The organism is Actinotalea sp. JY-7876 (assembly GCF_014042015.1).
Lineage (GTDB): Bacteria > Actinomycetota > Actinomycetes > Actinomycetales > Cellulomonadaceae > Actinotalea.
The window spans coordinates 886,717-907,183 of sequence record NZ_CP059493.1; the positions used below are offsets into that span (position 1 = coordinate 886,717).

18 protein-coding genes are annotated in these 20,467 nt (G+C 74.3%); 9 read left to right on the top strand and 9 right to left on the bottom strand.

Annotated elements, in window-relative coordinates:
* Positions 1-81: 81 nt before the first annotated feature.
* The 7 genes from H2O74_RS04235 (at position 82) to H2O74_RS04265 (ending at position 9,290) form a co-directional block, all read left to right on the top strand.
* Positions 82-4,182, top strand: coding sequence for an endo-1,4-beta-xylanase (locus H2O74_RS04235; protein WP_182113274.1), 4,101 nt, complete (start codon positions 82-84; stop codon positions 4,180-4,182).
* Between the two features lie 176 nt (positions 4,183-4,358).
* Complete coding sequence (locus H2O74_RS04240) at positions 4,359-5,240, top strand: Bax inhibitor-1/YccA family protein (RefSeq protein ID WP_182113275.1); 882 nt, start codon at positions 4,359-4,361, stop codon at positions 5,238-5,240.
* Positions 5,237-5,800: a hypothetical protein gene (locus H2O74_RS04245; RefSeq protein WP_182113276.1), complete on the top strand. Its 564-nt coding sequence runs from the start codon at positions 5,237-5,239 to the stop codon at positions 5,798-5,800. The genes H2O74_RS04240 and H2O74_RS04245 overlap by 4 nt, the downstream gene beginning before the upstream one ends.
* Positions 5,797-7,203 (top strand): cystathionine beta-synthase, encoded by a 1,407-nt coding sequence (locus H2O74_RS04250; RefSeq protein ID WP_182113277.1) that lies wholly within the window; start codon positions 5,797-5,799, stop codon positions 7,201-7,203. The genes H2O74_RS04245 and H2O74_RS04250 overlap by 4 nt, the downstream gene beginning before the upstream one ends.
* 85 nt (positions 7,204-7,288) lie before the next feature.
* On the top strand, positions 7,289-8,275 hold the full coding sequence (locus tag H2O74_RS04255; protein ID WP_182113278.1) for an acetylxylan esterase: 987 nt from the start codon (positions 7,289-7,291) through the stop codon (positions 8,273-8,275).
* A gap of 76 nt (positions 8,276-8,351) precedes the next feature.
* Positions 8,352-8,771: a pyridoxamine 5'-phosphate oxidase family protein gene (locus tag H2O74_RS04260; RefSeq protein WP_182113279.1), complete on the top strand. Its 420-nt coding sequence runs from the start codon at positions 8,352-8,354 to the stop codon at positions 8,769-8,771.
* Between the two features lie 99 nt (positions 8,772-8,870).
* Complete coding sequence (locus tag H2O74_RS04265) at positions 8,871-9,290, top strand: FKBP-type peptidyl-prolyl cis-trans isomerase (RefSeq protein ID WP_182113280.1); 420 nt, start codon at positions 8,871-8,873, stop codon at positions 9,288-9,290.
* A gap of 60 nt (positions 9,291-9,350) precedes the next feature.
* On the opposite strand, the gene H2O74_RS04270 is transcribed toward H2O74_RS04265, so the two are convergent.
* The 9 genes from H2O74_RS04270 to msrA all read right to left on the bottom strand — a co-directional run bounded on the left by H2O74_RS04270 (position 9,351) and on the right by msrA (position 17,942).
* Positions 9,351-10,607, bottom strand: coding sequence for a D-arabinono-1,4-lactone oxidase (locus H2O74_RS04270; protein WP_182113281.1), 1,257 nt, complete (start codon positions 10,605-10,607; stop codon positions 9,351-9,353).
* A gap of 34 nt (positions 10,608-10,641) precedes the next feature.
* On the bottom strand, positions 10,642-11,319 hold the full coding sequence (locus tag H2O74_RS04275) for a response regulator transcription factor (RefSeq protein WP_182113282.1): 678 nt from the start codon (positions 11,317-11,319) through the stop codon (positions 10,642-10,644).
* Positions 11,316-12,746, bottom strand: coding sequence for a sensor histidine kinase (locus tag H2O74_RS04280; protein ID WP_182113283.1), 1,431 nt, complete (start codon positions 12,744-12,746; stop codon positions 11,316-11,318). Before H2O74_RS04280 ends, H2O74_RS04275 begins: the two co-directional genes overlap by 4 nt.
* 4 nt (positions 12,747-12,750) lie before the next feature.
* On the bottom strand, positions 12,751-13,602 hold the full coding sequence (locus tag H2O74_RS04285; RefSeq protein ID WP_182113284.1) for an ABC transporter permease: 852 nt from the start codon (positions 13,600-13,602) through the stop codon (positions 12,751-12,753).
* Between the two features lie 170 nt (positions 13,603-13,772).
* The gene (locus tag H2O74_RS04290) at positions 13,773-15,176 is read right to left on the bottom strand and encodes a sensor histidine kinase (RefSeq protein WP_182113285.1); all 1,404 of its coding nucleotides are present in this window, start codon (positions 15,174-15,176) and stop codon (positions 13,773-13,775) included.
* 5 nt (positions 15,177-15,181) lie between these two features.
* Positions 15,182-15,313 (bottom strand): hypothetical protein, encoded by a 132-nt coding sequence (locus H2O74_RS16605; RefSeq protein ID WP_255491774.1) that lies wholly within the window; start codon positions 15,311-15,313, stop codon positions 15,182-15,184.
* 1 nt (position 15,314) lies between these two features.
* Positions 15,315-16,181 carry an ABC transporter permease gene (locus H2O74_RS04295; RefSeq protein ID WP_255491775.1) on the bottom strand — a complete coding sequence of 289 codons (867 nt, stop codon included), beginning with the start codon at positions 16,179-16,181 and terminating at the stop codon, positions 15,315-15,317.
* Entirely contained in the window at positions 16,178-17,128 is a 951-nt protein-coding gene (locus H2O74_RS04300) for an ABC transporter ATP-binding protein (protein ID WP_182113286.1), read from the bottom strand. The genes H2O74_RS04295 and H2O74_RS04300 overlap by 4 nt, the downstream gene beginning before the upstream one ends.
* A 184-nt stretch (positions 17,129-17,312) precedes the next feature.
* Positions 17,313-17,942 carry a peptide-methionine (S)-S-oxide reductase MsrA gene (gene msrA, locus H2O74_RS04305; RefSeq protein ID WP_182114042.1) on the bottom strand — a complete coding sequence of 210 codons (630 nt, stop codon included), beginning with the start codon at positions 17,940-17,942 and terminating at the stop codon, positions 17,313-17,315.
* A 114-nt stretch (positions 17,943-18,056) separates the two neighbouring features.
* Between msrA and H2O74_RS04310 the strand changes: the two genes are divergently transcribed.
* Both H2O74_RS04310 and H2O74_RS04315 read left to right on the top strand, forming a co-directional pair.
* Positions 18,057-19,262 carry a cystathionine gamma-synthase gene (locus tag H2O74_RS04310; RefSeq protein WP_182113287.1) on the top strand — a complete coding sequence of 402 codons (1,206 nt, stop codon included), beginning with the start codon at positions 18,057-18,059 and terminating at the stop codon, positions 19,260-19,262.
* Positions 19,259-20,464, top strand: coding sequence for an AI-2E family transporter (locus H2O74_RS04315; protein WP_182113288.1), 1,206 nt, complete (start codon positions 19,259-19,261; stop codon positions 20,462-20,464). The genes H2O74_RS04310 and H2O74_RS04315 overlap by 4 nt, the downstream gene beginning before the upstream one ends.
* The last annotated feature ends 3 nt before the right edge of the window (positions 20,465-20,467 follow it).

Genomic DNA, 20,467 nt, shown 5'->3' on the forward strand with positions numbered 1-20,467 from the left:
GCCCGGGCCGCCACCTCTCGACAAACCACCCGATCGGCCCTAGCGTCGGCGCTTCAAGCCGTCTGTCGCAAAGGGGCGAAGATGTCGCGCGTTCGAAATGTTTCGAGATGGGGAGCCGGGGCCCTCGCCCTCGTGCTCGCCGGAGGGGTCGGCTCCGCCGCCGCCCTCCCGCAGGACCCGGGGGCCACGGCCGCCGACGAGGGGACAGTCGTCCTCAGCAACGACTTCGAGGGCGCCGACGTCGCCCCGTGGGGACCGCGCGGGCCCGTGACCCTCGCGGTCACCGCCGACGACGCACGCTCCGGGGCGCAGTCGATGCTCGTGAGCGGCCGCACCGGGGACTGGAACGGACCCGCCACCGACGCGCTCGCCCTGATGACGGGCGGGACCACCTACGACGTCTCCGCGTGGGTCAAGCTCGCGCCGGGCACCGCGGGCGAGTCCGCCGTCCACATCACCGTGGACGCCCCCGCCGCCGCGAACCCTTACGAGTGGGTCGGCGGCGCGGTCACCGTGACGGCCGACGAGTGGGTCGAGGTCGGCGGCACCTACACCCCCGCGGCCGGCCTCCCGGCCGCGAGCCTCTACCTCGAGGCCGCGCCGATCGACGGCGCGCACCCCTCCTTCCTCGTGGACGACGTGCGCATCGCGACGGCAGGCGGCGTCGTGGTCGAGCCGGGCTTCGTCCCCGGCGGCGCAGTGAACCCGAGCGCGACGCCGGTCGCCGCCGCTCAGGGCGAGGGTGACGTCGCCGCCCTGACGTTCGACGACGGCCCGAACCCCGGCGAGACGGACGAGCTGCTCGACTACCTCGCCGAGAACGACCTGCCCGCGGTCTTCTGCGTCATCGGCCAGAACATCACCGCACCCGGCGGTGCGGAGCTGCTGCGCCGGATCGTCGACGAGGGCCACACCCTCTGCAACCACACGACCGGCTACGCCGACATGGGCTCCTGGACCGCCGAGCAGGTGCAGGCGGACCTGGTCGAGAACCTGGCGATCATCCGCGAGGCGCTCGGTGACCCCGAGGCGACGGTGCCGTACTTCCGCGCGCCCAACGGCAGCTGGGGCGTGACGCCCCAGGTCGCCGTCGCGCTCGGCATGCAGCCGCTCGCCGTGACCGGCACGATCGACGACTGGACCACCCAGGACGTCCCGACCCTGACCGCCAACCTGCGGGCCGCGATGGTCCCGGGGCGCGTCGTCCTCGCGCACGACGGCGGCGGCCCCGACCGCACGGGCACCGTCGCGGCCGTGCGCACGGTCGTGAGCGAGCGCCTCGCCGAGGGCTGGTCCTTCACCCTCCCCGTCGGCGGCCTGTCGCCGCTGCCGGGGGACGGCGGGGGCGGGCAGGTCGTGCTCATCGACAGCGACTTCGAGGAGACCCTCGAGCCGTGGACCGCGCGCGGCGCGGACGGCGCCCCGCAGGTCTCGCTCAGCCCCGACGCGCACGAGAGCACGCAGGCCGCGCTGGTCGAGGGCCGCACGCAGTCGTGGCACGGGCTCGCCACCGACGTGACCTCGCTCTTCGCGACCGGCACGACCTACCAGATCTCGGCGTGGGTCAAGCTCGCCGCCGGGGAGGCGCCGACCGACCTGCGGATCAGCGTCCAGCGCGACACCGACGGCGCGTCGGCGTACGACACGGTGGCCACGGCCACGGGCGTCACGGCCGGTGCGTGGGTGCAGGTCCAGGCGGCCTACACGATGACGGCCGCGGACTCCGCGCTGCTGTACGTCGAGTCGGCGTCCGGCACGCCGTCGTTCCTCGTGGACGACGTCCTGGTGACGGCGCAGGCGCCGTCGGACGTGCAGGACCTCACGCCGATCAAGGACACGGTCCCGTTCCCGATGGGTGTGGCGATCGACCAGCGCGAGACCGTCGGCGGCGCCGCCGAGCTGCTCACGCGCCACTTCGACCAGATCACGGGCGAGAACCACATGAAGCCCGAGGCCTGGTACGACGAGGACCGGACCTTCCGGCTCCACCCCGAGGCCGCCGCGCTCATGGAGTTCGCGCAGGAGAACGACCTGCGCGTCTACGGGCACGTCCTCGTCTGGCACAGCCAGACGCCGGAGTGGTTCTTCCAGGACGCGGCCGGCGCCCCGCTGCCCGCGGACGAGGCCGGCAAGCAGGAGCTGCGTGAGCGCCTGCGCACGCACGTCTTCGCCGTCGCCGAGTCGCTGAGCAGCGAGTACGGGCTCTTCGGCAGCGCCGAGAACCCGCTCGTCGCGTGGGACGTCGTCAACGAGGTCGTGGCCGACGGCCGCGAGTTCGAGGACGGGCTGCGGCGCAGCGAGTGGTACCGGATCCTCGGCGAGGAGTTCATCGACCTCGCGTTCGAGTACGCGGACGAGGCGTTCAACGACGTCTACGCCGCACCCGGCACCGACCGGCCGGTCACCCTGTTCATCAACGACTACAACACCGAGCAGGACGGCAAGCAGCAGCGCTACCACGCGCTGGTCGAGCGGCTGCTGGCGCGAGGTGTCCCCATCGACGGCGTCGGCCACCAGTTCCACACGAGCCTCGCGACCCCGGTCTCGGCGCTCGACGCCGCGCTCGACGCGTTCGAGGACCTCGGCCTGATCCAGGTGGTGACCGAGCTCGACGTCACGGTCGGCACCCCGGTGACCCAGGCCAACCTCGTCGAGCAGGGGTACTACTACCGCGACGCGTTCCGGATCTTCCGCGAGCACGCCGAGGACCTGTACTCCGTGACGATCTGGGGCCTGACCGACGACCGCAGCTGGCGCACCGAGCAGGCGCCCCTCGCGTTCGACGCGCAGCTCCAGGCCAAGCCGGCGTACTACGGCGCCGTCGACGGCGACCTGCCCGCCCAGGTGCGCGCTGCCTTCGTCTTCGCCGGCGACGTCCCGCTGGACGGCGCCGCGACGGCGTCGCCGGAGTGGGACCGGCTCCCGCTGCACGACGTCGGCGAGGCCGCGCAGTTCCAGCTCCGGTGGGCGCCGGACCACCTCACGGCGTACGTGAGCGTGACCGACGCGAGCGTGGACCCGACCGACGGGCTCACGTTCGTGGTGGGCGACGCGGCCTACTCGTTCGCGCGGGACGGCTCGGGTGACGTCCAGGGCATCGTGACGCCGACCGACACGGGCTGGGAGGCCGTCGTGCACCTGCCGGTCACCGCCGCGCAGGGCGACACGGTCGGGTTCGACGTCCAGGTGACCGACGGCGCCACGACCACGGGGTGGAACACACCCGGTGCGCTCGGTGCGCTGACGCTGGTCGAGCCGCTGTCCTTCCTCGAGGTCGCCGAGGCGCCGGTCGCGCCGACGGTCGACGGCGCGGTGGACGAGGTCTGGGCCCTGTCCGAGCCGGTGACCACCGACACGGTCATCGAGGGCGACGGCACGGGCGCCACGGCGTCCGTGCGGACCCTGTGGAGCGGGGACGGCAGCACGCTGCACGTGCTCGCCGAGGTCACCGACCCGCAGCTGGACGCCACGAGCTCCGACCCCTGGGTCCAGGACTCGGTCGAGATCTTCGTCGACGCGGGCAACGTCCGGAACGGTCCCTACCGGGCCGACGACACGCAGATCCGCATCTCGTACCTGAACGAGGTCTCGTTCGGCACGGGCGACCAGGCGGCGCAGGACGCGCGCCTGGAGAGCGCGACGAGCGTGACGGAGACGGGCTACCTGGTCGAGGCGTCGATCAGCCTGCTCGACGCGGGCGGGCCGGGCACGTTCCACGGCCTGGACTTCCAGGTCAACGACGGCACGGCCGGCACGCGCACCTCGGTGCGCACGTGGGCCGAGCCCAACGGGGCCGGCTACCAGACCAACGCCCGCTGGGGCGTCGGTCAGCTGGTCGAGGCCGACGTCGTCGAGCCGCCCGTCCTCGACCCGCGGCTGCGGGTGGACGAGCTCATCGTCGCCGCGGGCAACCGCCTGCCCGTCGCCGTGACCGGGTACGCGCCCGGCACGACGGTGGAGCTGCGCCTGGAGACGTGGCCGCCGGGGCGGCGGGGCACGTCCGTCCTGCTGGGTGCGGTGACGGTGGGTGCGGACGGCACCGGCTCGGCGGTGGTGACCGTGCCGCGGACCACGAAGGTCGGCATCTACTCGGTGGCGGGCACGCAGGGCGACCTGCGCGCGAGCGACGAGATCGTCGTCGTGCCGCCGAAGCCGGCGTGGTGGCCGTTCCCGTGGTTCTGAGCGACCCGGGGGTGCGCGCAGCGCACGGGTGAGCAGTGACGTGAGCAGTGAGTCGCAGGGCGGTGTGGCGGGAACGCCACGCCGCCCTGCGGCGTTGTGCTGCGTAGGATGAACCACGGCCAGCGACACACGACCGCCCCTCGCCGAGGGCCCGGCCGCCGCGACCAGGAGGCACGATGACCAACCCCGTCTTCAGCAGCAGCGACGTCTTCGGCAAGCCGCGTCGCGGCGCGACCGTGCAGGCGAACCCGTACGGGCAGGCGCCCTACGGCCAGGCGCCCTACGGCCAGGCCCCGTACGGCGCCCCCGGTGTGCAGGACACGCCCGGGATGAGCGCCCAGACGCTCGAGCAGATGTACGGCGCCCCCACCGCCACGACGCGCGACACCGGGCGCCTGACGTACGACGACGTCATCGTCAAGACGGGCGGTCTCCTCGCCCTCCTCGTCGTCGTCGCGGCCGCGACGTGGATGATCGCGCCGGGGCTGTGGCCCGTTGGCATGATCGTCGGCCTGGTGCTCGGCCTCGTGAACTCGTTCAAGAAGAGCCCGAGCCCGGCGCTCATCGTGGCCTACACGGTCGCGGAGGGCGTGTTCCTCGGCGGCATCTCGCTCGCGTTCCAGAACATGACGTTCGACGGCACCGCCGTGCAGCCGATCGTGCTGCAGGCCGTCCTGGGCACCATGGCGACGTTCGGCGTCGCGCTGTTCCTCTACAAGTCCGGCCGCGTGCGGGTCACCCCGAAGTTCACGCGGTGGCTCCTCATCGCGATGGGCGGCTACCTCGTCTTCTCGCTGCTCAACTTCGGCCTGTCCTTCTTCATGGCGAGCGACGGCTTCGGCCCGCTGCGCAACGGCGGCATGGGCATGCTCGTCGGGCTCTTCGCGGTCGGCCTCGCCGCCGCGTCGCTGATCATGGACTTCGACATGATCAAGCGTGGTGTCGACCAGGGCGCCCCGGCGAAGTTCGCCTGGACGGCGGCCTTCGGCCTCATCGTCACGCTCGTCTGGCTGTACCTCGAGATCCTGCGCCTGCTCGCGATCTTCAACCGCGAGTGAGCGCGGTCGGCAGCGGCGACCTGGCGAGCGAGGACGAGCTCCCGGACGTCGGTGACGTCGGTGTGCCGGGGTGGCGCGTCCTCGCCGCCGGGTTGGCGGTCGCCGCTGCCGTCATGGTCGTCGCCGAGATGTTCATGGCGCTCGTCCTGCGCACGCCCGGTCTCCTCCTGGTCGCCGCGCCGGTCACGGTCGCGTTCCTGCTGACCGCGGGCGTCGTCGTGTCGCTCGTGGCGCAGCGAGCGACCCGCGGGATGGGCCAGCGCAAGGCCTCGCTCGTCTTCTTCGCCGCCGGGTTCGCCGCCGGCGCGCTGTGGGGCTACCCGGTCTTCTCGATCCTCATCGAGGCGGCGGCCGCCGCCGGCGGCCCCGAGCCGGCGCCGGCCGCGGCGGTCGCCGGGACCCTGTACATGGCCTCGACCACGGGGCTCGGCGGCCTCGCCGGCCGCTACTTCGGCCCCTGGGCCGCGACCCGTCCGAGCCTGGTGTGGTCCTGCACCGGTGCCGTCGCCATCGTCACGCTGATCGGCGTGTACGTCTTCTCCGGAGTGGATCTCACGTGAAGTACGCCGAGCACATCTCGGACCTCGTCGGCGGCACGCCGATGGTGCGTCTGAACACCGTGACCGAGGGCCTCGCGGCCACGGTCCTCGCCAAGGTCGAGTACCTCAACCCCGGCGGGTCGGTGAAGGACCGCATCGCGCTGAAGATGATCGAGGCGGCCGAGGCCTCCGGCGAGCTCCGGCCCGGCGGCACGATCGTCGAGCCCACGAGCGGCAACACCGGCGTCGGCCTCGCCCTGGTCGCCCAGCGCCGGGGCTACCGCTGCGTCTTCGTGTGCCCGGACAAGGTCTCGCAGGACAAGCGCGACGTGCTCGCCGCGTACGGGGCGGAGGTCGTGGTCACGCCGACCGCCGTCGCCCCGGACCACCCGGACTCCTACTACTCCGTCTCGGACCGCCTGGTGCGCGAGATCGAGGGCGCCTGGAAGCCGAACCAGTACGCGAACCAGAACGGCCCGGCGAGCCACTACGAGTCCACCGGGCCGGAGATCTGGGCCGACACCGACGGCAGGGTCACGCACTTCGTCACCGGTGTGGGCACGGGCGGCACGATCACGGGCACGGGGCGCTTCCTCAAGGACGCGAGCGCCGACCGCGACGCGGCCGACGGCGGCCGCGTGCACGTCGTCGGCGCCGACCCGGCGGGCTCGGTCTACTCCGGTGGCGACGGCCGCCCCTACCTGGTGGAGGGCGTCGGCGAGGACTTCTGGCCGACCGCCTACGACCCGGCCGTGCCGGACGAGATCATCGCCGTCACGGACGCCGACTCGTTCGAGATGACGCGCCGCCTCGCGCGCGAGGAGGGCCTCCTGGTCGGCGGCTCGTGCGGCATGGCCGTCGTCGCGGCGCTGCGCCTCGCGCGCCGCCTGCAGGACGAGGACCCCGAGGCCGCCGCGCGCGCCGTCATCGTCGTGCTCCTGCCCGACGGGGGCCGCGGCTACCTCTCGAAGATCTTCAACGACTCCTGGATGCGCTCGTACGGCTTCCTGCACGACCAGGGCGAGCACGTCGTCGGTGACGTCCTGCGGGGCAAGTCGGGCGAGCTGCCCGCGCTCGTGCACGCGCACCCGAGCGACACCGTGCGTGACGCCATCGAGATCCTGCACGAGTACGGCGTCTCCCAGATGCCCGTCGTCAAGGCGGAGCCGCCCGTGAAGTCCGGCGAGGTGGCGGGCTCGGTCAGCGAGCGCGACCTGCTCGACGCGGTGTTCGCCGGACGCGCGAGCCTGGCGGACCGGGTCGACCGGCACATGGGCGCGCCCCTGCCGCTGATCGGAGTGGGCGAGGACGTGGAGTCCGCGCGCAAGGAGCTGCAGGAGGCGGACGCCCTGCTCGTCGTGCAGGACGGCGACCCGGTCGGCGTGATCACGCGCCACGACCTGCTGGGCTTCCTCGCGCGCTGACGCGCGGCGGTATCGTTCCGACGGCTCCCGGCCCGCGCACCCCCGCCCGGCCGGGAAGCCGCCTGCGACGACGGAGGAGACGCGCGTGCCGCTGTTCGACCTGCCCCTGCACGAGCTCCGTGCCTACCGGCCCGAGCTCGATGAGCCCGCCGACTTCGACGAGTTCTGGCGGACCACGCTCGCCGAGGCGCGCGCGCACGACCTGGCGCTGCGGGTCGAGCCGGTCGAGACCGGGCTCCGCCTCGTCGAGGTCTTCGACGTGACCTTCGCGGGCTTCGGCGGCCAGCCGGTCAAGGCGTGGCTGACGCGGCCGGCCGGGACCGGTGAGGCGCTGCCCGTCGTCGTCGAGTACCTCGGCTACGGCGGCGGCCGAGGGCTCCCGCACGAGCACCTCACCTGGGCGGCCGCCGGCTACGCCCACCTGCTGATGGACACGCGCGGCCAGGGCAGCACGTGGGGCGCGGGCGGCGACACGCCCGACGACGCGGGCTCGGGCGGACCCGCCGCCCCCGGCCTGATGACCCGCGGCATCCTGGACCCCGCGCAGCACTACTACCGCCGGCTCTACACGGACGCGGTCCGCGCGGTCGACGCGGCGCGCGCGCTGCCCGGCGTCGACCCGGCCCGCGTCGCGGTCGCCGGCATCAGCCAGGGCGGTGGGGTGACCCTGGCGGTGGCAGGGCTCGTGCCGGACGTCGTCGCGGCGATGCCGGACGTGCCGTTCCTGTGCCACTTCCCGCGCGCGACGACGATCACGGCGAACGACCCGTACGGCGAGGTCGTGCGCTACCTGTCGGTGCACCGCGAGCACGTCGACGCCGCGTTCCGCACGCTGTCCTACCTGGACGGCGTCCACTTCGCGCGCCGCGCGCGCGCCGACGCGCTGTTCTCCGTGGCGCTCATGGACCCCACGTGCCCGCCCTCGACCGTCTTCGCGGCCTACAACCACTACGGCGCGGACTCGGGGGGTGCCCCGGCGACCGAGATCGTGGAGTACCCGTTCAACGAGCACGAGGGTGGCCAGGCCTACCAGCGGGCCCACCAGCTCCGCTGGCTCGCCGGGCGGCTGTAGCCGCGCGTCGCTCCGCGCCGTCCCAGGCGCCGCGGCCCCGGCGCCGCTACGGTGGTGGTGACCTCGGAGGTGGGCCATGGAGGACGAGGACGTCGCGGTGACCGCGTGGACCGGTGACCCGATGACGCAGGACGACGCGTGGGATCTCCTGCGCACCGAACGGGTGGCGCGCCTGGCGTACCACGTCGGCCACGAGGTCGACATCGCCCCGGTCAACCACGTCGTCGAGGGCGGCCGGCTGCTCTTCCGCACGGCGCCGGGCAGCAAGCTCTTCGGCGTCGTCGTCGGGCGCACCGTCGCGCTCGAGGTCGACCGGCTCGAGGAGGACGAGGCCCGGAGCGTGGTCGTGCGCGGTGTCGCGCGGCAGCTCACCGACGAGGAGGCCGAGGCGTCCGAGCACCCGACGCTGCGCTCGTGGGTCGATCCGGACAAGCCCTTCATCGTGGTCGTCGAGCCGGTGCACGTCAGCGGGCGCCGCTTCCACCTGCACCGCTGAGGCGTCGCGCGGCGGCAGCGGGGTCTGCGGCGGCGACCGTCGTGGGGCACGATGGACGTCGGCCGCGCACCCGGCGTCGGCCGTGACGAGAGGCGATCCATGGCCGACAACACCTCCCCGCTGCCCACGGCGTCGGGCTCCTTCGGCGACAAGCCGGTCCTGACGTTCCCGGAGACCCCGGCGTCGCCCGAGCTCGCCGTCCAGGTGCTCTCGCAGGGGGACGGCACGCTGGTCGAGGCCGGCGACGACATCGAGGTCAACTACTACGGCCAGGTGTGGGGCGGTCGGATGTTCGACAACTCCTACGACCGCGGGTCCTCGATCTCGTTCCCGATCGGCGTCGGCGCTGTCATCGCCGGCTGGGACGAGGGGCTCGTGGGCCAGCCCGTCGGCTCGCGCGTGCTCCTGTCGATCCCGCCCCACCTGGGCTACGGCGAGCGCGGGATGCCCCAGGCCGGCATCGGCGGCACCGACACGCTCGTGTTCGTGGTCGACATCATCGGCACCTCCAGCCGCTGAACCCGCGCCCGCGGACCGGGGCCCGTCGCTCCGGTCCGCGCCGCTCGGGCGCCCGGCCGGTCACGCCAGGACGTGGCGCGCGAGGTAGTCGTTGCGCAGCGCGCCCCGCGGGTCCATCCGCTCGGTGAGCGCGCGGAAGTCCGCCATCCGAGGGTAGAGACGCGCGAGGTCGCGGTCCCGGTCCGCGAAGACCTTGCCCCAGTGCGGGCGCGCGTCGAACGGCGCCAGCGCCGCCTCGAGGTCGGGGAGCAGGGCCTCGACGTCCGCCTGCCGCGGCGCCCACGTGAAGTGGAGTGCGACGCTCTCGCGTCCGGACGCCGTCGAGAGCCACAGGTCGTCCGAGGCCACGGTCCGCACCTCGCTGACGAGCAGCAGCGGCGCGACGCGGTCCGCCATCGCCCGGACGGCGCGCAGCGCGTCCGGCGCGTGCTCGCGCGGCACGAGGTACTCCGACTGGATCTCGTCGCCGTTGCTCGGGGTGAACTCCATGCGGAAGTGCGGCAGGCGCTCGTGCCAGGGCCCGGGCACCCCCCGCTGCGCCGTGGTGAACCGCGGGTCGACGCCGCTGAGCGGGTGCATCTCCCGCTGCGCGGGCGGCGCCCCGAAGTGCCTGACATCGCGCGGTGCCCCCGCCGCGACGCGCGTCTTGCGCCACACCTGCCCGACGGCGTCGCCGCGCCAGTCGGTGAACAGGCTCACGCTGTCGGCGCTGCCGGTGATCTCGTCGAGGTTCTCGAGCACGGCGTCCCACGGCAGCCCGGTCCGCACCTCCTGAGCGACCTCGTACGTCGGCTCGACCTCGAGCGTGAGCGCGACGACGACGCCCAGCGCGCCCAGGCCGACGACCGCCCCGGCGAGGTCCGCGTCGTCCGGACCGAGCGTGACGAGCTCGCCGTCGGACCGGACGAGCTCGAGTCCGCGCACCGCCGACGCGAGGTTGCCGCTGCGGTCGCCCGAGCCGTGGGTCGCGGTCGCGACGGCACCGGCGACCGCGATGTGGGGGAGCGAGGCGAGGTTGTGCAGCGCCCAGCCCGCCGCGTGCAGGCGGGCGGCGAGGGCGCCGTAGCGGGTGCCGCCGCCGACGCGCACCGTGCGCGCGTGGGCGTCGAGCTCGACCAGGTCGGGCAGCGCGTCGAGCGAGACCAGCGCGTCGGAGTCGGCGACGTCGTTGAAGCTGTGCCGGCTGCCGAGGGCGCGCACGCGCGGTGCGGCCGCGACGACCTCCTGCAGCTCCGCGACCGAGCCCGGCCGGTAGAGCGTGGCCGCGCGGTAGGCGTAGTTCCCGGCCCAGGTGCGTCCGGCGGCGTCGGTGCTCACGCGCACCACTGTGGCAGTCCGCCCTGCGCGCCGCTCAGCCGGCGGACGCCCGCACGAGCCCGGTCTCGTAGGCGAGCACGACGGCCTGCACGCGGTCACGGATGCCGAGCTTGGCGAGGATGCGCCCGACGTGCGTCTTGACCGTCGCCTCGGACAGGAAGAGGCGCTCCGCGACCTCGGCGTTGGACAGCCCGTCCGCGACGCAGCGCAGCACCTCGAGCTCGCGCGGGGTGAGCTCGGCCAGGCGGGGGTCCGGCCCGTCGGGCTCGGGCGTCCGGTCCGAGGAGGGCAGCTGGCCCGAGAACAGCTCGAGCATGCGCCGCGTGACCCGGGGGGAGACGACGGCGTCGCCCGACGCGACGGTGCGGATGGCCGCGACGAGCTCCGCCGGGCGCGCGTCCTTGAGCAGGAAGCCGCTCGCGCCCGCGCGCAGCGCCGCGAACGCGTACTCGTCGAGGTCGAACGTGGTGAGGATGAGGACGCGCGTGTCGGGGTGCGCCGCGACGATGCGCTCGGTCGCCTCGATGCCGTTGACGTTCGGCATGCGCACGTCCATGAGCACGACGTCGGGGCGCAGGGCCGTGACCTGGTCGACGGCGGCGCGCCCGTCGCCCGCCTCGCCGATCACCTCCAGGTCGTCCTCGGCCTCGAGCACGAGCCGGAAGCCCATGCGGAGCAGTGCCTGGTCGTCGACCAGCAGGATCCTCGTCATCTCGTCCCTTCGTGGGGCAGCCAGGCATGGACCCGCCACCCGTTGCCGTGCGGTCCCGCCTGGACGGTCCCGCCGTACGCCGCGGCGCGCTCGCTCATCGAGATGAGCCCTCGCGCCGTCCCCTCCTGCTCGCCGCCCGGCACCGCGGGCCCCTGGTCGACGACGTCGATCTCGACGCCCGTCGCCACGCGCCGCACGACCAGCTCGACACCGAGGGTGCCATGCGCGTGCCGTGCCGCGTTCTCGAGCGCCTCCTCGACGATGCGGACGACGGCGAGCTGCAGCCCGGGGTCGGGCGGCAGCACGTCGGCACCGACGCCGGTGGCCCGCACGGGCAGCCCGGCGTCGCGGAACCGGTCGACGATCAGGGCCAGGTCCGGCGCGCTGGGCTGGGGCGCGAACGGGACGGCGGACGCGTCGGCGGCCGGCCCGTCACCGTGCAGCACGCCCAGCAGGCGCCGCATGTCCGCGAGCGCGGCGCGCCCCGTGATCGACAGCTCGGTCAGCGCCGCGCGGGAGAGCTCGGGCGCGTGGCGCACGGTCGACGCGGCCCCGTCGCCCAGCGCGATCATCTCGGTCAGCCCGTGCGCGACGACGTCGTGCATCTCGCGCGCGATGCGGGCGCGCTCGGCCGCCCGGGCCAGCCGTTCCTCCTGCTCGCGGTCGCGCGCCAGGGCGTTCGCCCGGTCCACCAGGTCCGCCACGTGCAGGCGGCGGTTGCGCACGCTCGTGCCGACCGCGACGCAGAGCAGCGCGGGCAGCACGACGCCGGTGGCGGTCCACGCCCAGACCTCGTTCCGCGAGGCCTCGACGACTGCGCTCAGGTCGGCCGCGCCGTCGACCGAGTAGTCGAAGGTGATCGTGCCCACGCGGGCCGGCAGGTCGAGCATCGCCGCCAGGAGCATCGCGGCGGTGGTACCGCCGAAGGTCCACCAGGTCACGGAGGCCGGCCGCGCGGCGGCGACGGCGTAGAGCGCCAGGGCGAGCCCGAGGTCGAACCCGGCCGTCGCCCCGGTGGTCGCCAGGGCCGTCGCACCGAGCGTCGCCATCGCGGCGGCACAGGTGACCGGCCGCCGTCGGCGCCACAGCAGGACGACCATGCCGGCGAACGCCAGGCCGACACCCCACACCTGGGTCCGTCCGGCCACGTCGGGCCCGAGCAGCGTGTCGAGCGGGAACATGCTGCGCGCCCCGGCGGCCATGAGGAGGGCGAAGAAGCCCCAGCCGAGGACGATGAGCACGTCCATGACCACCGGACGCCGGACGAAGAACCGCCGGACCGGTCCGAGCCGCCGTGCCGAGAGCTCGGTGAACAGGGGCGCCTCGACGGCGGGGGCCTGCTTCGCCGCCGCCCGCCGTCGCCACACGCGAGCACTCTCCCAGGTCGGGGCGGTGCGGCGCACGGCGGGGGCGGCGGACGTCGTCACGAGATCAGGCGTCGCGGCGACGCACGAGCACGGAAGCGACCACCATGAGGCCCAGCACCCAGGCCAGCATGACGCCGTAGCCCTGCCAGGGTCCGAGCACGGTGCTCGTCGAGGCGGTCGTCACGGACCCGAGCGCATCGGCCGTCACGAGGCGGCTGCCCGCGAGGCCCGGCAGGAACGAGGCCGCGTTCTGCAGCGGCGCCCACGGGATGAGGGCGAGCACGTTCTCCACGACGAGCAGCAGGCCGAGGACGGCGGCGATCCCGGCGGCGGACGACCGGACGAGCGCGCCGATCGCGTAGCCGAGCGCCGTCGCCGCCGCGAGGACCAGGGGGGTGCCGAACAGGATCCGCAGGTCCTCGCTGCTCGTCAGGTCGATCGACATGCCGCTGAGGGTGAGCGACGGTGCGCTCGCGGCCCACGCGAGCAGGACCGCCGCGATCGATGCGACGAAGACGGTCGCGACGATCACCGCGAGCTTGCTCCACAGCACGCCGAGCCGCCCGGGCGCCGCGGTGAAGCTCGAGCGGATCTGCCCGGTGCGGTACTCGCCGGTGATCGCCACGACGCCGAGAGCGCAGAAGATCAGCTGCGCGAAGAGGGACCCCGAGGTGACGTAGACGGCGCCGACCAGGTGCTCGCTGCCGAACGCCTCGGGGACCTTCGCGATGCTCGCCGTGCGCATCGGCGCGAAGAGGACGACGGCGACGACGCTCGCCAGGACGGCCCACCACGTCGAGCGCAGCGAACGGAGCTTGATCCACTCCGAGGCGAGGAGGGACCGCGCCGTCGGTGCCTGCACGGTGGGGCGCGGCCCACCCGGTGCTGCGGGGCCGGGCACTGCGAGGGCGGTCATGGGGAGCTCCTGCCTGAGGGGGTGGCTGACGTCCTCGAACCTACGAGCGCGTGGCCGCCGCCGGGACGCCCGCGAGGACCAGATCCGCGGCGCCCGTGGCTACGTCAGGAGGATGAGGCGTCCTCCCTGAGGCGTCGCCGTCCGGGGCCGCGTGCTCCGGCACCGTGCCGTCAGGCGCTCGCGGGCGCCGGCGTGCGGTCCGACGCGTCGTCCGGCCACGGGAGGGACGCGCGCACGCGCCACCCCCCCGCGTAGGGCCCGGCCTCGAGCGCGCCGCCGTTGACGGCGGCGCGCTCGCGCATGCCGATGATGCCGCGCCCCGACCCCTGGCCCGTCCGCACGGGCGCGGCCGGCCCGCGGTCGACGACCTCGATCTCGAGGACGCCGGGCCCTCGGCGGACCGCGAGCTCCACCGCCGCCGTGCCCGGCGCGTAGCGCAGGGCGTTGGTGAGCGCCTCCTGGGCGATGCGGTGGGCCGCGAGGCGCAGCCGCGCGTCGGCCCGCTCGAGGGCGGGGTCGGTCAGACCGGTGGCGCGCACCGGCAGCCCGGCGGCTCGGAAGCGCTCGACCAGCGCGGCCAGGTCCAGCCCTTCGGGCTGCGGCTCGTACGGCGCCGGGCCCGCGGCCGGCGCGCCGCCGCCCGGGCTCCCCTCCTGCGCCCCGAGCACGCCGAAGATCCGGCGGATGTCGCCGAGCGCCGAGCGGCCCGTCGCGGAGAGCTCGCGCAGCGCCGCGAGCGACCGGTCGGGTGAGCGGTCCAGGGCCGCGTTCGCGCCGTCGCCGAGGGCGATCATCACCGACAGGCTGTGCGCGACGACGTCGTGCATCTCGCGCGCGATCGTGGACCGCTCGGCGACGCGGGCCAGGCGCAGCTGCTGGTCACGCTCGCGGGCGAGCGCGTTGGCCCGCTCCACGAGGTCCGCCAGGTGCAGGCGCCGGTTGCGCACGCCGGTGCCGAAGGACACGGCCAGCAGCACGCAGATGGCCAGGAGCAGGAGCATGGCGAACCACTCCGAGAGGGCCACCGGGTCGCGGACGGTGCTGGCGCTGCCCGGGGGCGGTGCCCAGCCGTCCGCGAAGTAGGCGTACGCGCGGGCGGCCGGCGCCAGGGCGGCCGCCGCGAGCACCGCGGTGCAGAGCCCGACGGTGCGCCACGTGACCGACGGGCGGTACGACGCGGCCACGACGTACACCCCGAACGCCACGCCGAGGTCGAACCCGCCGATCTGGCCCGTCGTGGCGAGCGAGACGACGCCGAGGGCGGTCATCGCCGCCGTGACCGCGAGCGGGCGGGCACGGCGCCGGGTGAGGACCACCGAGCCGGCGAGGGCGAGACCCAGCACCCACCACCACATGCGGTCGGCGAGCGGGTCGTTCTCCGCCACGGAGTCGTACCGCATCGTGTCGGCGCTGACCAGCGGCACAAAGAGGGCGAAGACGAGGAACCACAGGATGAGCAGGACGTCCACGACGACCGGGTGCTGAGCGAAGAACCGCCGGACCGGCCCGAGCCGGCGCGCCGACTGCTCGGTGAAGAGCGGTGCGGCCGCCGGCTCGGGCGGGGGAGCGGTCACGGCGCTCAGGCGTCCCTCCGACCCCGGAGCACCGCCGCCACCGCGAGGAGCACGACGACCCATGCCGCCATGATGCCGTAGCCCTGGTGGGTGCCTCGGCCGACGACGTGGCCGACGATGTCGGCGTGCGCGGGCACGCTAGGCGTCGCGGCGGCGCAGGAGCACCGCGGCGACGGTGAGCAGGACCGCGACCCAGGCGGCCAGGACGGCCCAGCCCTGCCACGGGCCCAGTGCCGCGACGTCGGACATCTCGCTCCACATGACGTGGGCGTCGAGGCTGCTGTCGTCCTGCAGCACCAGGCTGCCGGCGCGCGAGGGCAGGAACGGGCCGGCCAGCTCGATGAACCGGCCGGGGATCAGCGAGAAGACGTTCTCGACCACGAGCAGCAGCCCGAGCACCGTGGCGATGGCGGCGGCCGAGTTGCGCAGCAGGGCACCGAACGCGAACGCCAGCGCGGCCACGGTCGCCAGGTAGAGCGGGGTGCCCAGCAGGACGCGCAGGTCGCTGGGGTCGGTGAGGTCGATCGAGACGCCGATGGTGTCGAACCACGGCGACGCACCGGCCCAGCCGATCGCGGCGGCCACGGTCATGGCGGCGAAGACGGTGCCGAACAGCACGACCAGCTTGGCGGCCAGGACAGGGATCCGGCGCGGCTCGGCGCTCAGGGTGGAGCGGATCTGCCCGGTCCCGTACTCGCCCGTGATGAGGAGCGCGCCGAGCACGCACACCACGAGCTGGACGAGGAACCAGCCGCCGGTGACGAAGGAGGCGCCGCTCTGCGAGACGCCGCTGCCGAAGTTCAGGGGGTCGGTCGACGTGCCCCAGGTCTGCAGCACGGCGAAGGCGACCAGGAAGGCGGCGGCGACGCCGAGGCTCCACCACGTGGAGCGCAGGCTCCGGAGCTTGATCCACTCGGACGCGACGAGGCGCCCGAAGGTGACCGGTCGCACGGTCGCCGCGCGGCGGGCCGGGGCGAGCGGCGCGGCGGCCGTCGCGGCGCTCACCGCGCGCTCCCGGCGGTCGCGGCGGCGCTCGGGGCGCCGGGGACGGGGCTGGACTGGTACTCGACGTCGCCCGCGGTGAGGCGCATGTACGCGTCCTCGAGGGAGGCCTGCACGGCCGCCAGCTCGTGGACGGCGACGCCGGCCCGCAGGGCCGTGTCGGCGATCGCGGCGGTGGTGCTGCCCGCGACCTCGAGCAGGTCGTGCGCCACGGAGGTCACCGTGGCGCCCTGGGCGGTGAGGGCGCGCTCGAGCTCGGTCGCCTGCGGCGTGCGCACGCGCACGACGTCGGTCTGGGCCCGGGCGACGATCTCCGCGACGGGCGCGTCGGCGATGAGGCGGCCGCGGCCCACGACGATGAGGTGGTCGGCGGTCAGCGCCATCTCGCTCATGAGGTGCGAGGACAGGAAGACGGTGCGGCCCTGGGACGCGAGGTGCCGCAGCAGCGTGCGGACCCACAGGACGCCCTCGGGGTCCAGGCCGTTGACCGGCTCGTCGAGGATCAGCGTCTGCGGGTCGCCGAGCAGGGCCGCCGCGATGCCGAGGCGCTGCCCCATGCCGAGGGAGAACTTGCCGGCGCGCTTCTTGGCGACGCTGGCCAGGCCCGTCATCTCGATGACCTCGTCGACGCGCGCCCGGCTGATGCCGTGCGTCGCGGCGAGCGCCAGCAGGTGGTTGCGCGCCGAGCGGCCGGTGTGGACCGCCTTCGCCTCGAGCAGCGTGCCGACCTCGCCGAGGGGGGCGCGGTGCTGGGCGTAGGGCTTGCCGTTCACGGTGACGTGCCCGGCGGTGGGGCGGTCGAGCCCGACGATCATGCGCATCGTGGTGGACTTGCCGGCGCCGTTGGGACCGAGGAACCCGGTCACCATGCCCGGGCGGACGGTGAAGGAGATCCCGTCGACCGCCGTCTTGTCCCCGTACCTCTTGGTGAGCCCTGTGGCCTCGATCATGGTTGTCCTCCTGCGTTGGGCGTGTGCCTCGAACGTAGGAGCGGACCGGGTGCGGCCGGGACGCCCGCAGGGACCAGATGCGGGATGCCGCGGACTACGCCGCGCGGATGACCTCGCGCGGCGGCGTCCCCCCTCGGGAGGGCGCCGCCGCGCCCCCCCTCGGGAGGGCGCCGCCGCGCCGGGCTCAGGCCGTCGGCAGCGGGCAGGCGACGCCGGTCGAGTGCACCGGGCAGTACCCGTTCGGCACCTTGTGCAGGTACTGCTGGTGGTACTCCTCGGCGTAGTAGAAGCGCCCGGCGTCCTCGGCGGCGCGGATCTCGGTGGTGATCGGGCCGTAGCCGTTGCGGCGCAGCTCCGGCTCGAACGCCTCGCGCGTCGCCAACGCGGCCGCGGCCTGCTCGGGCGTCGTCGGGTAGATCGCCGAGCGGTACTGCGTGCCCACGTCGTTGCCCTGGCGGAAGCCCTGCGTCGGGTCGTGCAGGGTCCAGAACGTGCGCAGCAGCTCCGTCGTGCTCAGCACGGTGGGGTCGTAGGCGACGAGCACGGCCTCGGTGTGCCCGGTCATGCCGGTGCACACCTCCTCGTAGGTCGGGAACGGCGTGTACCCGCCCTGGTAGCCCGCGGCGGTCGTCACGACGCCCGGCAGCTGCCACATCTCCTTCTCGGCGCCCCAGAAGCACCCGAGGGCGACGTACAGGGTCTGGGTGCCCGTCGGCCACGGACCGGCCAGCGGGGTGCCCAGGACCGCGTGGCGCTCGGGCACGGGGTAGGGGTAGGCGTCCCGGCCGCGCAGCGCGCGCTCCGGGGTGACCATCGTGGTGCGCAGTCGCGATCCGAACACGGCGTCCTCCTGGGTGGTGCGGGTGACCTCCGGATCAACCTCGGACGGGGGGCGCCGTGTTCCCGTGTGTCCCTCTAGCCTGGGCCCGTGAGCGACGCACCCCACGACTGGACCTCTGCCGGCTTCTCGACCCGCGCGATCCACGCCGGTTCGGAGCCCGACCCGACGACGGGCGCCGTCGTCCCTCCGATCTACCAGGTCTCGACCTACAAGCAGGACGGCGTCGGCGGCCTGCGAGGCGGCTACGAGTACTCGCGGTCCGCCAACCCCACGCGCACCGCGCTCGAGGAGGCCCTCGCGGCCGTCGAGAGCGGGGCCGCCGCCTTCGCCTTCGCGTCGGGCCTCGCGGCGGAGGACACGCTGCTGCGGGCGGTGCTGCGTCCGGGGGACCACGTCGTGGTGCCCGACGACGCGTACGGCGGCACCTACCGCCTGGTCGCCCGGGTCTTCGGGCCCTGGGGCATCGAGCACACGCCCGTGGACCTGTCCGACCTCGACGCGGTCGCGGCCGCGATCGTGCCCGGACGCACCAAGGCGGTCTGGGTCGAGACGCCGACGAACCCGCTGCTCGGCGTGAGCGACATCGCGGCCCTGTCGGCGCTCGCGCGCGCGGCGGGCGCCGTGCTCGCCGTCGACAACACGTTCGCGACGCCGTACCTGCAGCAGCCCCTCGCGCTCGGCGCGGACGTCGTCGTGCACTCGACGACGAAGTACATCGGGGGCCACAGCGACGTCGTCGGCGGTGCGCTCGTCGTGGCCGACGGCGCCCAGCTGCCGGTCGGGCTCGCGGGACCCACGGGCACGGCGTCGCTGGCCGACGCGGTGGGGTTCCACCAGAACGCGTCGGGTGCCGTCGCCGGGCCGTTCGACGCCTGGCTCACGCTCCGCGGCCTCAAGACGCTCGCCGTCCGCATGGACCGCCACTGCTCGAACGCGGCGACCGTCGCGCGGTTCCTCGCCGAGCACGCCGCGGTCACCGAGGTGATCTACCCGGGGCTGGCGAGCCACCCCGGCCACGAGCTCGCCGCGCGGCAGATGAGCGGCTTCGGCGGCATGGTCTCGTTCCGGGTCGGCAGCGCGGAGAAGGCGCTGGAGGTGTGCGCCCGGACCAAGGTCTTCACGCTGGCCGAGTCGCTCGGGGGCATCGAGTCGCTGGTCGAGCACCCCGGGCGCATGACGCACGCGTCCGTCGCGGGGTCACCGCTCGAGGTCCCGGACGACCTGGTGCGCCTCTCGGTGGGCATCGAGGACGTCGCGGACCTGGTGGCCGACCTCGGCCAGGCGCTCGCGTGAGCGCGCCGCAGACCACCGCGCCGCTGACGAGCGCGGCGGAGCCCGGCGCCGTGGACCGGCGACCGGCGAGCGAGTCGGTGCCGCGCGGGGTGCGCGTCGCCGCGGCGTTCGCGTGGCGCCTCCTGCTCATCTCGGTCGCCGTGGCGGTCCTGGCGATCGTCATGGCCTACACCAAGGTCATCTGGGTGCCGGTGCTCCTGGCACTGCTGCTCACGGTCCTGCTGTCGCCGGCGGTGGACCTGCTCGTCCGGCGCGCCCGGGTCCCGCGGGGCGTCGCCTCGGGACTGGCCGTCGTGGTGCTGCTCGGGGTCGTGACCGGGCTGGTCGTGCTCGCCGGACGCGAGATCGCCCAGGGCGTCGGTGAGCTGTGGACCCAGGCGCAGGCCGGTTTCGACGAGCTGCTCGGCAGCCTCGCGGCGAGCCCGCTCGGGGTGGACCAGGCGCAGATCGACGCCTACCTCGACCAGGCCCAGGACCAGCTCAGCGCGAACAGCGGCACGCTCGTCTCGGGCGCCGTCTCCGTGACGACCACGGTCGGGCACGTGCTCGCCGGCGCCGTGGTCACGCTGTTCTGCCTGTTCTTCTTCCTCAAGGACGGCTCGCTGATCTGGACCTGGATGCTTCGCCTGCTGCCGATGCGGTCGCGCGAGGCGGCGTTCGAGGCGTCGCGACGCGGGGTGATCACGCTCGGCGCCTTCACGCGCACGCAGATCCTCGTCGCCGCGATCGACGCGGTCGGCATCGGCGTGGGCGCCGCGATCCTCGGCATCCCGCTCGCCCTGCCGCTGGCGGTGCTCGTCTTCCTCGCCAGCTTCATCCCGTTCGTGGGCGCGATCGCCACCGGTGCGATCGCGGTGCTCGTGGCCCTCGTGGACCAGGGCGCCGGCACGGCGCTGATCATGCTCGCCATCGTGCTCGGCGTGCAGCAGCTCGAGGGGCACGTGCTCCAGCCGCTCCTGCTCGGCCACGCGGTCTCGCTCCACCCCGTCGCCGTGCTCCTCGGGGTGACGGCCGGCTCGCTGGCCGCGGGCATCGTCGGGGCCCTCTTCGCCGTGCCGCTGCTGGCCACGCTCAACACGGTCGTGCTCTACCTGCACGGGCACGACAAGTTCCCCTCCTTGGGGCGCGACGAGGCGGGGTTCGCGGCGCGGATGCGCCGGCTCAACGGGGGCCCGGTCGACGACCCGGGCGTGGCAGCCTGAGGT

Excerpts from the sequence above, each read along its gene's own strand:
- H2O74_RS04235 (WP_182113274.1), top strand. The coding sequence starts at position 82 with ATGTCGCGCGTTCGAAATGTTTCGAGATGGGGAGCCGGGGCCCTCGCC.
- H2O74_RS04240 (WP_182113275.1), top strand. The coding sequence starts at position 4,359 with ATGACCAACCCCGTCTTCAGCAGCAGCGACGTCTTCGGCAAGCCGCGT.
- H2O74_RS04260 (WP_182113279.1), top strand. The coding sequence starts at position 8,352 with ATGGAGGACGAGGACGTCGCGGTGACCGCGTGGACCGGTGACCCGATG.
- H2O74_RS04265 (WP_182113280.1), top strand. The coding sequence starts at position 8,871 with ATGGCCGACAACACCTCCCCGCTGCCCACGGCGTCGGGCTCCTTCGGC.
- H2O74_RS04275 (WP_182113282.1), bottom strand. The coding sequence starts at position 11,319 with ATGACGAGGATCCTGCTGGTCGACGACCAGGCACTGCTCCGCATGGGC.
- H2O74_RS04285 (WP_182113284.1), bottom strand. The coding sequence starts at position 13,602 with ATGACCGCCCTCGCAGTGCCCGGCCCCGCAGCACCGGGTGGGCCGCGC.
- H2O74_RS04300 (WP_182113286.1), bottom strand. The coding sequence starts at position 17,128 with ATGATCGAGGCCACAGGGCTCACCAAGAGGTACGGGGACAAGACGGCG.
- msrA (WP_182114042.1), bottom strand. The coding sequence starts at position 17,942 with ATGGTCACCCCGGAGCGCGCGCTGCGCGGCCGGGACGCCTACCCCTAC.